General features: G+C 72.2%; 12 protein-coding genes. 2 read left to right on the top strand and 10 right to left on the bottom strand.

The window, feature by feature from the left end:
* Positions 1–144: 144 nt before the first annotated feature.
* From BUE29_RS12310 to BUE29_RS12290, 5 genes are read right to left on the bottom strand one after another with little or no spacing between them, the layout of a single operon-like run.
* The gene (locus BUE29_RS12310; RefSeq protein WP_073390622.1) at positions 145–1044 is read right to left on the bottom strand and encodes an SseB family protein; all 900 of its coding nucleotides are present in this window, start codon (positions 1042–1044) and stop codon (positions 145–147) included.
* Complete coding sequence (locus BUE29_RS12305) at positions 1041–1475, bottom strand: nitroreductase family deazaflavin-dependent oxidoreductase (protein ID WP_073390621.1); 435 nt, start codon at positions 1473–1475, stop codon at positions 1041–1043. Before BUE29_RS12305 ends, BUE29_RS12310 begins: the two co-directional genes overlap by 4 nt.
* The gene (gene aspS, locus BUE29_RS12300) at positions 1468–3270 is read right to left on the bottom strand and encodes an aspartate--tRNA ligase (RefSeq protein WP_073390620.1); all 1803 of its coding nucleotides are present in this window, start codon (positions 3268–3270) and stop codon (positions 1468–1470) included. The genes BUE29_RS12305 and aspS overlap by 8 nt, the downstream gene beginning before the upstream one ends.
* Positions 3267–4595: a histidine--tRNA ligase gene (gene hisS, locus BUE29_RS12295; RefSeq protein WP_073390619.1), complete on the bottom strand. Its 1329-nt coding sequence runs from the start codon at positions 4593–4595 to the stop codon at positions 3267–3269. Before hisS ends, aspS begins: the two co-directional genes overlap by 4 nt.
* Before the next feature lie 3 nt (positions 4596–4598).
* Positions 4599–5258, bottom strand: coding sequence for an MBL fold metallo-hydrolase (locus BUE29_RS12290; RefSeq protein WP_073390618.1), 660 nt, complete (start codon positions 5256–5258; stop codon positions 4599–4601).
* A 140-nt stretch (positions 5259–5398) separates the two neighbouring features.
* On the opposite strand from BUE29_RS12290, the gene BUE29_RS12285 reads away from it, so the two are divergent.
* Complete coding sequence (locus BUE29_RS12285) at positions 5399–6121, top strand: FKBP-type peptidyl-prolyl cis-trans isomerase (RefSeq protein ID WP_073390617.1); 723 nt, start codon at positions 5399–5401, stop codon at positions 6119–6121.
* A gap of 3 nt (positions 6122–6124) precedes the next feature.
* Positions 6125–6961 (top strand): peptidylprolyl isomerase, encoded by an 837-nt coding sequence (locus BUE29_RS12280; RefSeq protein ID WP_073390616.1) that lies wholly within the window; start codon positions 6125–6127, stop codon positions 6959–6961.
* Positions 6962–7023: 62 nt separating this feature from the next.
* On the opposite strand, the gene BUE29_RS12275 is transcribed toward BUE29_RS12280, so the two are convergent.
* The 5 genes from BUE29_RS12275 to BUE29_RS12255 form a co-directional block, all read right to left on the bottom strand.
* Positions 7024–9594, bottom strand: coding sequence for a RelA/SpoT family protein (locus BUE29_RS12275; protein ID WP_084180991.1), 2571 nt, complete (start codon positions 9592–9594; stop codon positions 7024–7026).
* Positions 9595–9700: 106 nt separating this feature from the next.
* Positions 9701–10231, bottom strand: a complete 531-nt coding sequence (locus BUE29_RS12270; protein WP_073390615.1) for an adenine phosphoribosyltransferase — start codon at positions 10229–10231, stop codon at positions 9701–9703.
* 2 nt (positions 10232–10233) lie between these two features.
* Positions 10234–11418: a protein translocase subunit SecF gene (gene secF / locus BUE29_RS12265; protein WP_073390614.1), complete on the bottom strand. Its 1185-nt coding sequence runs from the start codon at positions 11416–11418 to the stop codon at positions 10234–10236.
* Positions 11418–13661, bottom strand: a complete 2244-nt coding sequence (secD, locus tag BUE29_RS12260) for a protein translocase subunit SecD (protein WP_073390613.1) — start codon at positions 13659–13661, stop codon at positions 11418–11420. The genes secF and secD overlap by 1 nt, the downstream gene beginning before the upstream one ends.
* Positions 13662–13782: 121 nt before the next feature.
* Entirely contained in the window at positions 13783–14142 is a 360-nt protein-coding gene (locus BUE29_RS12255; protein WP_073390612.1) for a preprotein translocase subunit YajC, read from the bottom strand.
* Positions 14143–14170 lie beyond the last annotated feature (28 nt).

The raw sequence follows: 14170 nt of genomic DNA, 5'->3' as shown, positions 1-14170 counted from the left end.
GGCGGCCGGCTCGTCCCCTGCATCGGCCGGTGCGTCGCGGACCGCAGCGTCCACAGCGGGACTTAAGAGCGAGTTGACGCCGGCACAGCAGCACCTTGACCGGCGGGCGGGCGAACGGGGCAGACCGGGCACGCCCGGGCCCGGCTACTCCCCCGCGCCGCCCGCGGTGTCGAGCCCGGCCAGCTCGTCGGCGCTCACGTAGGCCCACGGCCCGGCCGGGTTGATCAGCAGCCCGGCGAAGCCGCCCTCGCGGGCCAGCTCGACGACGTCGGCGGCGGTCTGCGTCGCGATCCGGTCCTCGGGCGCGCTGGCCACGACCTCGGGACCGGAGGTGAAGACGGCGAGCGCCTGCGCGCCGTCGGTGAGCTCCGGGGCGTCGACGGTGCGCACCTGCACCTGGGTGCCCTCCTCGGCGACGCCGGGTTCGACGTCGGGCGCGATGACCGCGAGGGAGAGCGGCCCCTCCGCCGTGAGCGCGGCGAGCAGCTCGGCGCGGGGCACGCCGGGCTCGAGCGTCGCCCGGACGGCGTCGTTGCGGGGCACCCGGAGCGCGAAGTCGATGTCCTCGGCCGCCAGTGCCGCGCTCGGCCCGGCGGGGTCGAGGTAGAGCCAGCCGGCCTCCTGCGCGCGGGCGAGCTCCAGCACGCCCGCGGCGTCCTGGACCAGGGACTGCACCTCGATGCCGTCCCCCGGTCCCTCGGGCGGGTACATCCGCACGATCTCGTCGTGCGAGGTGTAGGCGAAGATCGCCGGCTGACCGTCCGGGCCCTCGCCGCCGCGTACCGAGATCGTCGAACCGGGCGCGACCTCGCCCTCGTCGGTCACCGTGATCTCCGAGCCCGTGACGTCCAGCAGCAGGTAGCCGAACAGGCAGTGGCGCAGGATGTCGACGCTCGTCCGCGGCCCCGGCGACTCGGCCGACGCGTCCAGCGCGGCCCGCACCGCGTCGTTGCGGATCCCGCCGGCCGCGTCGGGACCGGCGGACGGGTCGACGGGATCGGGGTGGCCGCCCCCGAAGCCGGGGATGTCGGTGGGCGAGCTCATGATCGCGTCAACTCCAGGACCGGGATGGTGCGCACGCCCGCCGTCTTCTCCGCGTAGGTGCCGAAGAACGGGGCCTGCCGCACGATGTCGGCGTAGACGCGGTCGCGCTCCTCGCCGTCGAGCTCGCGGACGGTCACGTCGTGGGTGTCGATGCCGCCGACGCCGTCGCCCCGGCCGACCTCGACGGTGGCCCGGCCCGCCGCGACCAGGTTCTCGTACCACTGCGGGTGGGTGGGCGCCCCGGCGGCCGACGCGACCACGTGGATCGCGCCGGGCGGCCCCGCGAACCACACGACGGGCGCGACGTATCCGGTGCCGGACCGACGGCCGGTGTGGTGCAGCAGCACGATGTTCGCGCCGTCGAACGGCCCGGAGACGATGCCGTCCTTCGTGTGGAACTCGTCGATGATGCGCTGGTTCATGTCACTCATCGGACCCGTCCTTCGCCGGCCTGTCCTTCGCCGGCTCGTCCTTCGCCGGCTCGGCGTCGACACCGGCCTCCTTGCGCTGCTCGGGCGTGATCGGCGCGGGCGCGGCGGTCAGCGGGTCGTACCCGCCGCCGGACTTGGGGAAGGCGATGACGTCGCGGATGGAGTCCGCGCCGGACAGCAGCGCGCAGATGCGGTCCCAGCCGAAGGCGATGCCGCCGTGCGGCGGCGCGCCGTAGCTGAACGCGTCGAGCAGGAAGCCGAACTTCTCCTGGGCCTGCGCGTCGTCCAACCCCATGATCCGGAAGACGCGCTCCTGCACGTCGCGGCGGTGGATACGGATCGACCCGCCGCCGATCTCGTTGCCGTTGCAGACGATGTCGTAGGCGTACGCGAGCGCCGAGCCCGGGTCGGTGTCGAAGGTGTCCAGCGACTCGGGCCTGGGCGAGGTGAAGGCGTGGTGGACGGCCGTCCATGCGCCGCTGCCGACCGCGACGTCGCCGGAGGCGACCGCCTCGGAGGCCGGCTCGAACAGCGGGGCGTCGACGATCCAGAGGAACGACCAGGCGTTCTCGTCGATCAGCCCGAGCCGGCGGCCGATCTCGAGGCGGGTGGCGCCGAGCAGCCCGCGAGCCGAGGACGGTGTGCCCGCGGCGAAGAACACGCAGTCGCCCGGCTTCGCCCCGACGTGGGCGACGATGCCGGCGCGTTCGGCGTCGGACAGGTTCTTGGCGACCGGTCCGCCGAGCTCGCCGTCCTCCCCCACGAGGACGTACGCCAGGCCCCGGTGCCCGCGCTGCTTGGCGAACTCCTGCCAGCCGTCGAGGGTGCGACGCGGCTGCGACGCGCCGCCCGCCATGACGACCGCACCCACGTACGGCGCCTGGAACACCCGGAACGGGGTGTCGGCGAAGAAGTCGGTGCACTCGACGAGCTCGAGGTCGAAGCGCAGGTCGGGCTTGTCGGAGCCGTAGCGGCGCATGGAGTCGGCGTAGGTCATCCGCGGGATCTCGCCGACCTCGTGGCCGATGAGCTGCCACAGCGCGCGCAGCACCGCCTCGGCGAGCGCGATGACGTCGTCCTGGTCGACGAAGCTCATCTCGATGTCGAGCTGGGTGAACTCCGGCTGCCGGTCGGCGCGGAAGTCCTCGTCGCGGTAGCAGCGGGCGATCTGGAAGTAGCGCTCCATGCCCGCCACCATGAGCAGCTGCTTGAACAGCTGCGGCGACTGCGGCAGCGCGTACCAGCTGCCCGGCCGCAGCCGCGCGGGGACGAGGAAGTCGCGGGCGCCCTCGGGGGTGGAGCGGGTGAGCGTCGGCGTCTCGATCTCGACGAAGTCGCGGTCGAGCAGGACGTCCCGGGCGGCCTGGTTCACCTTGCTGCGCAGCCGGATCGCCGCAGCGGGCTCGGCGCGGCGCAGATCGAGGTAGCGATAGCGCAGCCGCGCCTCCTCGCCGACCTCGGCATGGGCGTCGAGCTGGAAGGGCAGCGCGGCGGCCTCGTTCAGCACCTCGACGGCGGTGGCCGCGACCTCGACCTCGCCGGTGGGCAGGTTGGGGTTGACGTTCTGCGCGTCGCGGCTGCGGACCTCGCCGGTCACCTTCAGCACCCATTCGTTGCGCAGGCCGTGGGCCAGCTCGTTCTCCCGCACCACGACCTGCACGACGCCCGACGCGTCACGCAGGTCGATGAAGGTGACGCCACCGTGGTCGCGCCGGGTCGCCACCCACCCGGCCAGGGTGACGGTCGTGCCTGCGTCGGACGCGCGGAGCGTGCCCGCGTCGTGGGTTCGGATCATCGGTCAACCTTCGTTGCGATCACCTGCGGGCGCAGGTCGGATTCAGGGGGTGTCCAGGTCGTGGCGTCGGCCTCGTGCTGCTCGCCGGAGCGGATGTCCTTGACCTCGTCCGGCGCACCGGCGGCACCGGGGAACCAGACGAACGGGATGCCCCGTCGCTCGGCGTAGCGGATCTGCTTGCCGAACTTCTGCGGGGTCGCCGCGACCTCGGCCGCGATCCCCCGGCGCCGCAACGCCTGCGCGGTGTCGTCGGACGCGGCGCGGGCGTCCTCGCTCGGCAGCGCGACGAGCACGGCCGACGGGACGGCGCGCGAACCGGTGAGCTCGCCGCTCTGGAACAGCGGCATGAGCAACCGGGTGACGCCGAGGGAGATGCCGACGCCCGGGTAGGTGCTCCTGCCGTCGGAGGCGAGCGCGTCGTACCGGCCGCCGGAGCAGATCGAGCCCAGCGACTCCCAGCCGGACATCCGGGTCTCGAAGACGGTGCCGGTGTAGTAGTCGAGGCCGCGCGCGATGCGCAGGTCGGCCTCCACCGTCACGCCCTCGATCGCGGCGGCGCCCTCGATCACCGCCGCGAGCTCGTCGAGCCCCTGCGCCAGCAACTCGTGCTCGACACCCAGCGCGCGCACCTCGTCGACGAAGGACGTGTCGGTCGAGCGGATCTCGGCCAGCCGCAGGCAGACGTCGGCCTGCCCCTCGTCCAGGTCGGCGACCCCGGTGAGCAGCGCGCGCACCTGGTCGACCGAGACCTTGTCCAGCTTGTCGATCTCGCGCATGACGGCGCCGACGTGCGGGGCACCGATGCCGAGGTAGAAGCCCTCGATCAGCCGTCGGTTGTTCACCTGCAGCGTGAGCGGTGGCAGGAAGTCCAGCGCCGCGAGGGCCTCGGCCATGACCCGGGCGATCTCGACGTCGTGGTGGAAGGGCAGCGTGTCGCGGGCGACGATGTCGATGTCGGCCTGCGTGAACTCGCGGTAGCGCCCCTGCTGTGGCCGCTCGCCGCGCCACACCTTCTGGATCTGGTAGCGGCGGAACGGGAACTCCAGGTGCCCGGCGTGCTCGAGCACGTAGCGGGCGAACGGCACGGTGAGGTCGTAGTGCAGGCCGAGCCCGGAGTCCGACGCGTCGTCGCCCGCCTGCAGCCGGCGCAGGACGTAGACCTCCTTGTCGATCTCGCCCTTGCGCAGCAGGGTGTCCAGCGGCTCGGCCGCCGGCGTCTCGAGGGGGGCGAAGCCGTGCAGCTCGAAGGTCGAGCGCAGCCGGTCGAGCACGGCGAGCTCGACGAATCGCTGGCCGGGCAGCAGTTCGGGGAATCCGGAGACCATGGGTCAGAGATCCTGCAGGTAGGGGTTGGTGGCGCGTTCGCGTTCGATCGTGGTCTGCGGCCCGTGGCCGGGCAGCACCACGGTGGCGTCGGCCATGGGCAGGACGACCCGCCGCAGCGAGCTCGTCATGTCCGCCATCGAGCCGCCGGGCAGGTCGGTGCGACCGATCGAGCCCGCGAACAGGACATCGCCGGCGAAGAGCACCGGCTCGTCCCCGGTGGGCAGGTCGAACACGACCGAGCCGAGGCTGTGACCCGGCGCGTGCCGCACCCCGAACTCGAGCCCGGCGAGCGGGACGGTCGAGGCGTCGGCGAGCTCGACGACGTCGTCGGGCTCGGCCGCGGTGAGCATCCCGAACAGCGGCGTGCCCTTCGGCATGCCCACGCCGGACCACGGATCGGCCAGCTGCGGGCGGTCGCCGGGGTGGATGTAGGCGGGGACGTCGCGCGCCTGGCACACCGGCAGCACCGAGAAGGTGTGGTCGAAGTGGCCGTGGGTCAGCAGCACGGCGACGGGGTGCAGCCGGTGCTCGGCGATCACCTCGTCGAGCTGCCCGGTGACGCCGATACCGGGGTCGATGACCACGCACTGCTCCCCGGCGGCCGGGGCCACGACGTAGCAGTTGGTCGCGGTCGCCTCGGACGGGAAGCCCGCGATGAGCACGGCGGGACACTCCTGACGATGTCGGCGGCGAGGAACGCTTCACCCTACCGAGCGACCGCCGGGCGGTCTGCTCAGGTGACACCGGGGCGGTTTCCGTAGACTGCCGGAGGTTTTGTTCCGACTCCCCAGGAGGACCGCCGGTGGCGACGAACAAGCAGCGCCGCGACGCCGAACGGCTGCGCCTGCAGCGCCAGCTCGACCAGCGTCGCCAGCGCGAGGCTGCTCGCAAGCGGCTCACCCTCATCGCCTCCGTCGTGGGGACGCTCGTCGTCATCGCCGTCGTGGTCGTCGCCGTGATCGCCGGCACGTCGGGCGGGGACGACGACACGTCCGCGCAGTCCGGCGGTCAGCCGTCGAAGACGGCGTCGTCGAGCGCGGCGGCCTCGAGCACGGCCGCGGCGGCCGCGAACTGCGACGACGTCGCGAAGCTCAAGGGTGCCGTCACGTTCCAGGGCGTGACGGTCGCCAACCCGACGAACCTGAAGAAGGAGCCCAAGGTGTGCTCGGCCGGCAAGGCCGACCCCAAGGCGCTGCTGGTCAAGGACCTCGTCGTCGGGAAGGGCAAGGCGCCGGCACTGACGTCGAACGTCACGGTCCAGTACACCGGCCAGCTCTACCGCAAGGGCACCCAGTTCGACTCGTCGTGGTCGCGCGGCAAGGCGGCGCCGTTCAACCTGCAGCAGGTCGTGCCCGGGTTCACGCAGGGCATCGGGGGCAACGGCAAGGCCGTCAAGCCGATGAAGGTGGGCGGTCGGCGCATCGTCGTCATGCCCGCCGCGCTCGGCTACGGCGCCCAGGCCAACAACGGGATCCCCGCCAACTCCGCGCTGGTCTTCGTCATCGACCTCACGAAGGTCGGCTGACCCGTGCCCACGGACAAGCAGCGGCGCGCGGCCGAGCGGCGCCGGCTGCAGCGCCAGGTCGAGCGGCGCCAGGAGCGCGCCGCCCGCCGCAGGCGGCTGAACGTGATCGTGTCGATCGTCGGCGTGCTCGTCGTCGTCGGCGCCGTCATCGCGCTGCTCGTCGGGACGAGCGGGGACGACGACGACACCACCGCCTCCTCCCCCAGCCCGTCCGCGACGGAGTCGGCATCCGCATCGGCATCGGCATCGGCATCGGCATCGGCATCGAGCAGCAGCAAGCCGGCCGCGGCGTATCCGTGCACCTGGACGAAGTCCGGCACCGCCGCCAAGCAGGTGAGCGTGCCGAGCAGCACGACGCCGTCACGCAAGGGCACCGCGAAGGTCCGGGTCCAGACGTCCCGGGGGACGATGACGTTCACGCTGGATCGCGCCAAGGCGCCGTGCGCGGTCGCGAGCTTCCTGTCGCTGACGAAGCAGAAGTACTTCGACGCCACCTCGTGCCACCGCCTCACCACCGGCCCGAGCCTGTACGTGCTGCAGTGCGGCGACCCGACCGCCTCCGGATCGGGCGGCCCGGGCTACTCCTTCGCCGACGAGCTGACCGGCAAGGAGAAGTACACCAAGGGCGTGCTCGCCATGGCCAACGCCGGCACCGACACCAACGGCAGCCAGTTCTTCGTCGTCTACCGCGACTCCACGCTCGACCCGAAGTACACCGTCTTCGGGACGGTGTCGTCCGGGCTGGACGTCGTCACCAAGGTCGCGGCCAAGGGCGTCAGCGGCGGCGGCAGCGACGGCAAGCCTGCCCTGCCGGTGACGCTGCAGAAGCTGACCTCCTAGCCCGCGACCGGGCGCCGCCGCACCGCGTCATCCCGCGCGAGGCGCAGGAGGATGGCGGGGTGTCAGTCGGCGACGTCGGCCGTCGCGTTGACGGCGTGCACCCGGTAGACGTCGTAGCACCCCTCGACGCCGCGGATCGCGCGCAGCAGGCTGTCCAGGTGCTTGGCCTCGGCCATCTCGAAGGTGAAACGGCTGACGGCCACGCGGTCGCGGTTCGTCGTCACGTTGGCCGACAGGATGCTGACCCGCTCGTCGGAGAGCACCCGGGTGATGTCCGAGAGCAGGCCGCGTCGGTCCAGGGCCTCGACCTGCACCGACACCACGAAGGTCGACCCGCTGGACGGCGCCCACTCGACCTCGACCAGCCGCTCGGGCTGCGAGAGCAGCGACGCGGCGTTGGTGCAGGCCCGCCGGTGCACCGAGACACCGCCCCCGCGGGTGACGTAGCCGAGGATCTCGTCCCCGGGCACCGGCGTGCAGCACATCGCGATCTTCACCCACACGTCGCTGACACCGCGCACCACGACGCCGACGTCGCTGCTCGAGCGCCGAACCCCGGCCACCGGCAGGTCGACGCTGGGCATCGTGGCCTCGGCGATGTCCTCGACCGACCCCTCCGAGCCGCCGAACTGCGCCACCAGCTTCTGCACCACCGACTGCGCCGACACGTGGTTCTCGCCGATCGCCGCGTAGAGCGCGGAGATGTCGGTGTAGTGCATGTCGTGCGCCAGCGTGAGCAGCTGGTCGCCGCCGAGCAGCCGCTGCATGGGCAGCGCCGCCTTGCGCATGGCCTTGGACAGCGCGGCCTTGCCGGCGTCGATCGCGTCCTCGCGCCGCTCGCGCGCGAACCAGGACTTGATCTTGTTGCGGGCGCGCGGCGACTTGACGAAGGACAACCAGTCCCGCGAGGGGCCGGCGTTCTCGGACTTGGAGGTGAACACCTCCACGCTGTCGCCGTTGTCCAGCACGCTCTCGAGCGCGACGAGCTTGCCGTTCACGCGCGCACCGATGCAGCGGTGGCCGACCTCGGTGTGCACCGCGTACGCGAAGTCGACCGGGGTCGACCCGCTCGGGAGCGGGACGACGTCCCCCTTGGGGGTGAAGACGTAGACCTCCTTGGCGTTGAGGTCGTAGCGCAGGTTGTCGAGGAACTCGTCGGGGTCCTGCGCCTCGCGCTGCCAGTCCAGCAGCAGCCGCAGCCAGCCCATCTCGTCGGACATGCCGGCCGGGTCGGCGACCGCGACGTCCTTGTGCTCCTTGTACTTCCAGTGGGCGGCGATGCCGAACTCGGCCGTGCGGTGCATGGCGTGCGTGCGGATCTGCAGCTCCACCGGCTTGCCGCCGGGGCCGATGACCGTCGTGTGCAGCGACTGGTACATGTTGAACTTCGGCATCGCGATGTAGTCCTTGAACCGGCCCGGGACGGGCTGCCAGTTCGCGTGGATCACACCCAGCGTGGCGTAACAGTCACGCTCCTCCTGCACGAGCACGCGGATGCCGACGAGGTCGTAGATGTCGGTGAACTCGCGACCGCGCACGATCATCTTCTGGTAGATCGAGTAGTAGTGCTTCGGCCGGCCGGTGACCTGCGCCTTGAGCCCGCCGCCGCGCAGGTCGGAGTTGATGCGCTCGATGACCTCGTGCAGGTAGGTGTCGCGGCTCGGGGCCCGCTCGGCCACGAGCCGGACGATCTCGTCGTAACGCTTCGGGTAGAGGGTCGCGAACGCGAGGTCCTCGAGCTCCCACTTGACCGTGTTCATGCCCAGGCGGTGCGCGAGCGGCGCGAGCACCTCGAGGGTCTCGCGGGCCTTGCGCTCCTGCTTCTCCGGCGGCAGGAAGCGCAGCGTGCGCATGTTGTGCAGCCGGTCGGCGAGCTTGATGACCAGCACGCGAGGGTCACGCGACATCGCGGTGATCATCTTGCGGATCGTCTCGGCCTCGGCGGCGTGGCCGTACTTGACCTTGTCGAGCTTGGTGACGCCGTCGACGAGGTGCGCGACCTGCTCGCCGAACTCGCCGCGAATGCTGTCCAGGGTCTTGCCGGTGTCCTCGACCGTGTCGTGCAGGAGGGCGGCGATCAGCGTCGTGGTGTCCATGCCGAGCTCGGCGAGGATCGTCGCGACCGCGAGCGGATGGGTGATGTAGGGGTCGCCGCTCTTGCGCAGCTGCCCCCGGTGGGAGTCCTCGGCGACGTCGTAGCCGCGCTGCAGCTTGCGGACGTCGGCCTTCGGGTGCGCGGCGCGGTGGATCGCGAGCAGCGGCTCCAGGACGGGCTTGACCGAGGGCTGCCGGTTCGTGGTGACCAGCCGGCGCGCGAGACGGTCACGCACCCGGCGCCGGTGGAACTCCGCGGCCGGGGAGTCCGGGGACGTCGCCGGCGCGGCGGACGGCTGCGGTGCCGCGGGCTTCGCGGTGGTCTTCGCCGCAGGTCGTGCCGCGGGCTTCGCCGTCGCCGGCGGCTGCGCCTGCTTCGTCGCCGCCGCGGGCTCGGCCGGCGACGTCGCGGCGTCCTCGCCCGGGTGCGACGTCGCGTCGGTCGCGTCGGTCGCGGCGGTCTCGGCGGTCTCGTCGGCGGCGCGGGACGTGTCGGCGTCCCCCTGGGTCGTCTTCGCAGGGCGTGACGGCGGCTGCATGCCGGCCTCGGTAGTCAGCGCCGGACCCCCTCGCCTGTCGCAGGTGAACGCGTCCGAGTCTACGGCCGCACCGGTAGCGCTTGCGAGACGTGCCGGTGATCGCCGCTCAGGCGGTGACGAGCGCGCGCAGCGGCGGCAGGTCGGCCAGCGCGGCCCGGCCGCCCAGTGCCGCGATCTCCAGGATCACCGCGAGCTCGACGACCGTCGCGCCCGCCTCGGCGAGCAGCTCGACGCTCGCGCGGAGCGTGCCGCCGGTGGCCAGGACGTCGTCGACGACGAGGACCCGCTTGCCCTCCAGGACGCCGACCGGCACCTCGATCTCGGCGCTGCCGTACTCGAGGTCGTAGCTGCGCCGGACGGTCGGCGGCGGCAGCTTGCCCGCCTTGCGGACGGGGACGAGGCCGCAGCCGAGTTCGTGGGCGAGCGCGCCGGCGAGCACGAAGCCGCGCGCCTCGATGCCGGCCACGAGGTCGACGGGCTCGGTCGGGCCGAGCGCGGTCACGGTCGCCGCGAACCCGTCCGCGTCGGCCAGCAGCGGCGCGATGTCCTTGAACAGGATGCCGGGTTGCGGGAAGTCGGGCACGTCGCGCAGCAGCGCGCCGATCCGTGCCGACAGCGACGGATCCACCTGGGTCATCGCTACCGCTTCCGTCGCTGCTGCGGGCGCACGCCCGGCTTCGGCGCGGGCATGGGACCACCCCGGTTGACCGGACCGGCCGCGGCGAGGGTGCCGTCGTCCTCGCTGCGCTTGCGCAGGCTGTTGCGCTTGGCCTCGACCCGCGCCGTCAGCGCCTTGTACCTCGGCTCGCGCTCGGTGAGGTCGACGACGATCGGCGTGGCCAGGAACAACGAGGAGTACGCACCGGAGGCCAGCCCCACGAACAGGATGAGCGCGAGGTCCTTGATCGTGCCCACGCCGAGCACGCCGGCCCCGACGAACAGCAGCCCGGCCACCGGCAGCAGGCCGATGAGCGAGGTGTTGATCGAGCGCATGAGCGTCTGGTTCACCGCGAGGTTGGCGGCCTCGCCGTAGGTGGTGCGCGAGCCGGCGAGGATGTCCTTCGCGTTCTCGGCGACCTTGTCGTAGACGACGACGGTGTCGTACAGCGAGAAGCCCAGGATGGTCAGCAGGCCGACGATGGTCGAGGGCGTGACCTCGAAGCCGATGATCGAGTAGATGCCGGCCGTGATCATCAGGTCGAAGATCAACGCGCTGATCGCGCCCACCGCCATGCGCCACTGATAGCGCAGCGCGATGTAGATCGTGACCGCGATCAGGAAGATGACCAGGCCCTGCGCCGCCTTGATCGTGGTGTCGTGACCCCACTGGCTGCCGATGCTGGTGGAGGTGAAGCTGCTCCTGCCGAGCCCGAGCTCTTGCTGGACCTTGGTCTGCAGCGCCTCCTGCTTCGCCGGGGTGAGCGTGCCGACGTTGACGATGAGCTGCCGGTTGGCGGCGTTGCCGACCTCCTGCGGCGCGCCGTCGGGCTCCTCGCCCGCCTTGACGAACGCGTCGTTGACCTTGTCGGTCGTGATGCTCTCGTTGCTGGTCTTGATCTGGAAGGTCGTGCCGCCGGCGAACGCGACGCCGAAGTTGAAGCCGCGGAACACCAGGCTGCCGATGCAGATCAGCATGACGATCGCGGAGACTGCGTACCACTTGCGGCGCGCCTTGACGAAGCCGATGCGGGTCTCGCCCCGGTAGAGCTGGCTCAGGATCGAGTGCTTGTCGGCGTCGGCCGGGCGGGTCGCGGTGGTGGTGGGGCCGGCGGGCGCCTCGGGGACGTCGTTGCCGCCGTCCGGCGGTGTCGTGTCGGTGGCCATCACTCACCCTCCTCCTCGTGCTGCCTGCGCTGGCGCGCCCGGCGGGCAGCGGCCCGCTCGGCCGCACTGCCCGCGGCCGGCGTGGACCGCCGCCGCGGCGTGGGCTCGTCGTCGGCCGCGGTGTCCTCGGCGTCCGGCGTGCTCGCCGGCCGGTCGGCGAGCTCGTCGGGCACGGCGGTCGTGGGCTCGGCGTCGGCGGCCACCGTCTCGTCGTCCTCGGCCTCGGCCGCACGCTTGTCGAGGACCACCGCCGAGCTCGTGGTGCCGCGGCGGGCGGCGGCCCGTGCCGCGGCGTCGCCCCGGCTCCGGCCGGCGGCCCGCTTGCCGCGCGGCTCGTCCCGGTCGGGCGTGATGCCGCCGGAGCGCACCGCGTTGAGGCCGGTGAAGCGAGGCGAGCCGAAGGCGCGACTGCGCGAGAGCAGCGAGACGATCGGGTGCGTGAACAGGAAGACGACGACGAGGTCCAGCACCGTCGACAGGCCCAGCGTGAACGCGAAGCCCTTCACGTCGGCCGAGGCGAAGATGTAGAGGATCAGCGCCGCGAGGAACGACACGATGTCGGCCGAGATGACGGTGCGCCGCGCCCGGATCCAGCCCCGCGGTACGGCGACGCGCACGCTGCGGCCCTCGTGCACCTCGTCCTTGATCCGTTCGAAGAACACCACGAACGAGTCGGCGGTGATGCCGAGCGCGACGATCAGGCCGGCGATGCCGGCGAGGTCGAGCGTGAAGCCGATCTGCTGACCGAGGATGACCATCATCGCGTACGTCAGCAGCCCGGAGACGATGAGCGAGGCGATGGTGACCAGGCCGAGGCCGCGGTAGTACAGCAGCGAGTAGATGACCACCAGGACGAGGCCGATGCCGCCGGCGAGCAGCGCCGCCTTGAGCTGCGAGGTGCCCAGGCTCGCCGAGACGTGCTCGTTGGAGTCGGTGCGGAACGACAGCGGCAGCGCGCCGTACTTCAGCTGGTCGGCCAGCGCCTTGGCCGAGGCCTGGGTGAAGTTGCCCGAGATCTGCGTGGCCTGCCCGGTGATGGGCTCGTTGGTGGCCGGCGCGGATTTCACCTCGCCGTCGAGGGTGAAGGCGACGAAGTCCTCGCAGGGCAGGCCGCCGGCCGCGGTGCCGCACTGCGACGGGGACCCGCTCTGCTTGGCGGTGTTGTGCGCGGTGGTCCACGCGCCCCACGCCTTCTGGCCCGAGTCGTCGAGGGTGAGCGACACCGTCCAGGTCGTCGAGCCGCCCTGCCCGCTGGTGCTCGGGGCGACGGCGTCCGCCTCGTCCACCTGGGTGCCGCGCAGGATCACCTTGCCGAGCAGGTAGGCGATGTTGGTGCCGCCCTGCTTCTCGCAGGCGATGTAGTAGTGGTCGGCGACGTCCTGCTGCCGGCCCGCCGAGGCACAGTCGAAGGTGGTGAGCGCCTGGGCGATCTTGGTCTGGGTGGCCTGCGGCAGCTTGGTGTACGCGGCCTCGGTGGTCAGCGCCTTCTGCTGCGCGACGGTGAGGACCGCCGCCGAGCCCGTCGCCGCGAGCGGCGCGCGCACGCACTTCTGGGCCGGGGCGCTGCTGGCCGACGCCGTGGGCGTGGCCGAGGCCGACCCGGTGGGGGTCTTGCTGCCGCTGGCCGCGCCCGTGGCGGCCGATGCCCCCGACGAGCCGGAGCGGGCGGCGGTGCTGCTGCTGTTGCTCGCCGGCGCCAGCTTGCGCTCGTTGCGGGCCTTGGGGGCGTTCGACTCGCTTGCCGACGCGGACGCCTGGGGCGACGACGTCGCCGACGGCACCGACGACGCGCTCGACGACGGCGAGGCGGTGCTGCTGGCCGAGGCCGACCCGGCCGGCGTGGTCGTCGAGACGCAGCTGACGGCCACGGCCGGCGCGATCACGGGCCGGAAGTTGAGCTGGGCGGCCTGCCCGAGCCGGGCGACGTCGGTGTCGGTACCGCCGGGAATGGAGACGACGAGCTGGTCGTCGCCCTGGATCTGCACGGTGGACGCGGTGACGCCGCTGCCGTTGATGCGGTCCTCGATGATCTGGCGGGCCTGCTGCATCGAGGTCTGGGTGACGGTCTCGCCGGCCGGCGGCTGGGCGGTGAAGATCACGCGGATGCCGCCGACGAGGTCGATGCCCAGCTTCGGGGTGTTCGCCGTCCCGGGGAGCAGGACGATCAGGTAGAAGACGCCGAGGATGATGCCCAGCGCGGTGAAATAGCGGGAGACGCGCAGGGTCCCTGGGGGTGGTGCCACGGGAAACGAACTCCTCGGTGCTGCTCGGTCGGGGTGCAGGCCGCGGGTCAGTATGACCGACGGCACCCGGCAAACGCCCTGAGGGCGGCCGACGGGGCTGCGGAACGGTCGGGGGAAGGGCTCAGCGCGGCTCGCCGCGTTCGCCGGATTCGTCCGTCCCCAGGGGCTTGTCGAGCCGTACCGCGTCGGGATCGCGGTCGACGGCGGCCCCGTAGCGCGGCGGCAGCGACGCGGCGTCGCGCAGGGCGGCGAGCTCCCACCGGACCTCGACGCCGGGCGCGATGGACAGCTGCACGGTGTCGTCGTCGTTGCGGGCGACGACGGTGCCGTGCAGGCCCGAGGTGGTCATGACGTCGGTGCCCACGCCGATGCGCCCGGCCATCGCGGCCTGGGTGGCGGCCTGGCGACGTCGCGCACGGCCGGCGAGCAGGAGCAGCACCGCGATCGCGGCGACGAAGGCGAGCAGGGGCAGGTAGTTCACGACGGGTCCCAGCGTCGAAGAGCAGGTA

The organism is Jatrophihabitans endophyticus (assembly GCF_900129455.1).
GTDB lineage: Bacteria > Actinomycetota > Actinomycetes > Mycobacteriales > Jatrophihabitantaceae > Jatrophihabitans > Jatrophihabitans endophyticus.
Note: the sequence above shows the minus strand (reverse complement) of the source record. Positions and strands in the feature narration are given on the sequence as shown.

What these genes read in the sequence shown, in the direction of transcription:
- aspS (WP_073390620.1), bottom strand. Translation starts at nt 3,270, where the DNA reads ATGATCCGAACCCACGACGCGGGCACGCTCCGCGCGTCCGACGCAGGC.
- BUE29_RS12270 (WP_073390615.1), bottom strand. Translation starts at nt 10,231, where the DNA reads ATGACCCAGGTGGATCCGTCGCTGTCGGCACGGATCGGCGCGCTGCTG.
- hisS (WP_073390619.1), bottom strand. Translation starts at nt 4,595, where the DNA reads ATGGTCTCCGGATTCCCCGAACTGCTGCCCGGCCAGCGATTCGTCGAG.
- BUE29_RS12305 (WP_073390621.1), bottom strand. Translation starts at nt 1,475, where the DNA reads ATGAGTGACATGAACCAGCGCATCATCGACGAGTTCCACACGAAGGAC.
- secF (WP_073390614.1), bottom strand. Translation starts at nt 11,418, where the DNA reads ATGGCCACCGACACGACACCGCCGGACGGCGGCAACGACGTCCCCGAG.
- BUE29_RS12275 (WP_084180991.1), bottom strand. Translation starts at nt 9,594, where the DNA reads ATGCAGCCGCCGTCACGCCCTGCGAAGACGACCCAGGGGGACGCCGAC.
- BUE29_RS12310 (WP_073390622.1), bottom strand. Translation starts at nt 1,044, where the DNA reads ATGAGCTCGCCCACCGACATCCCCGGCTTCGGGGGCGGCCACCCCGAT.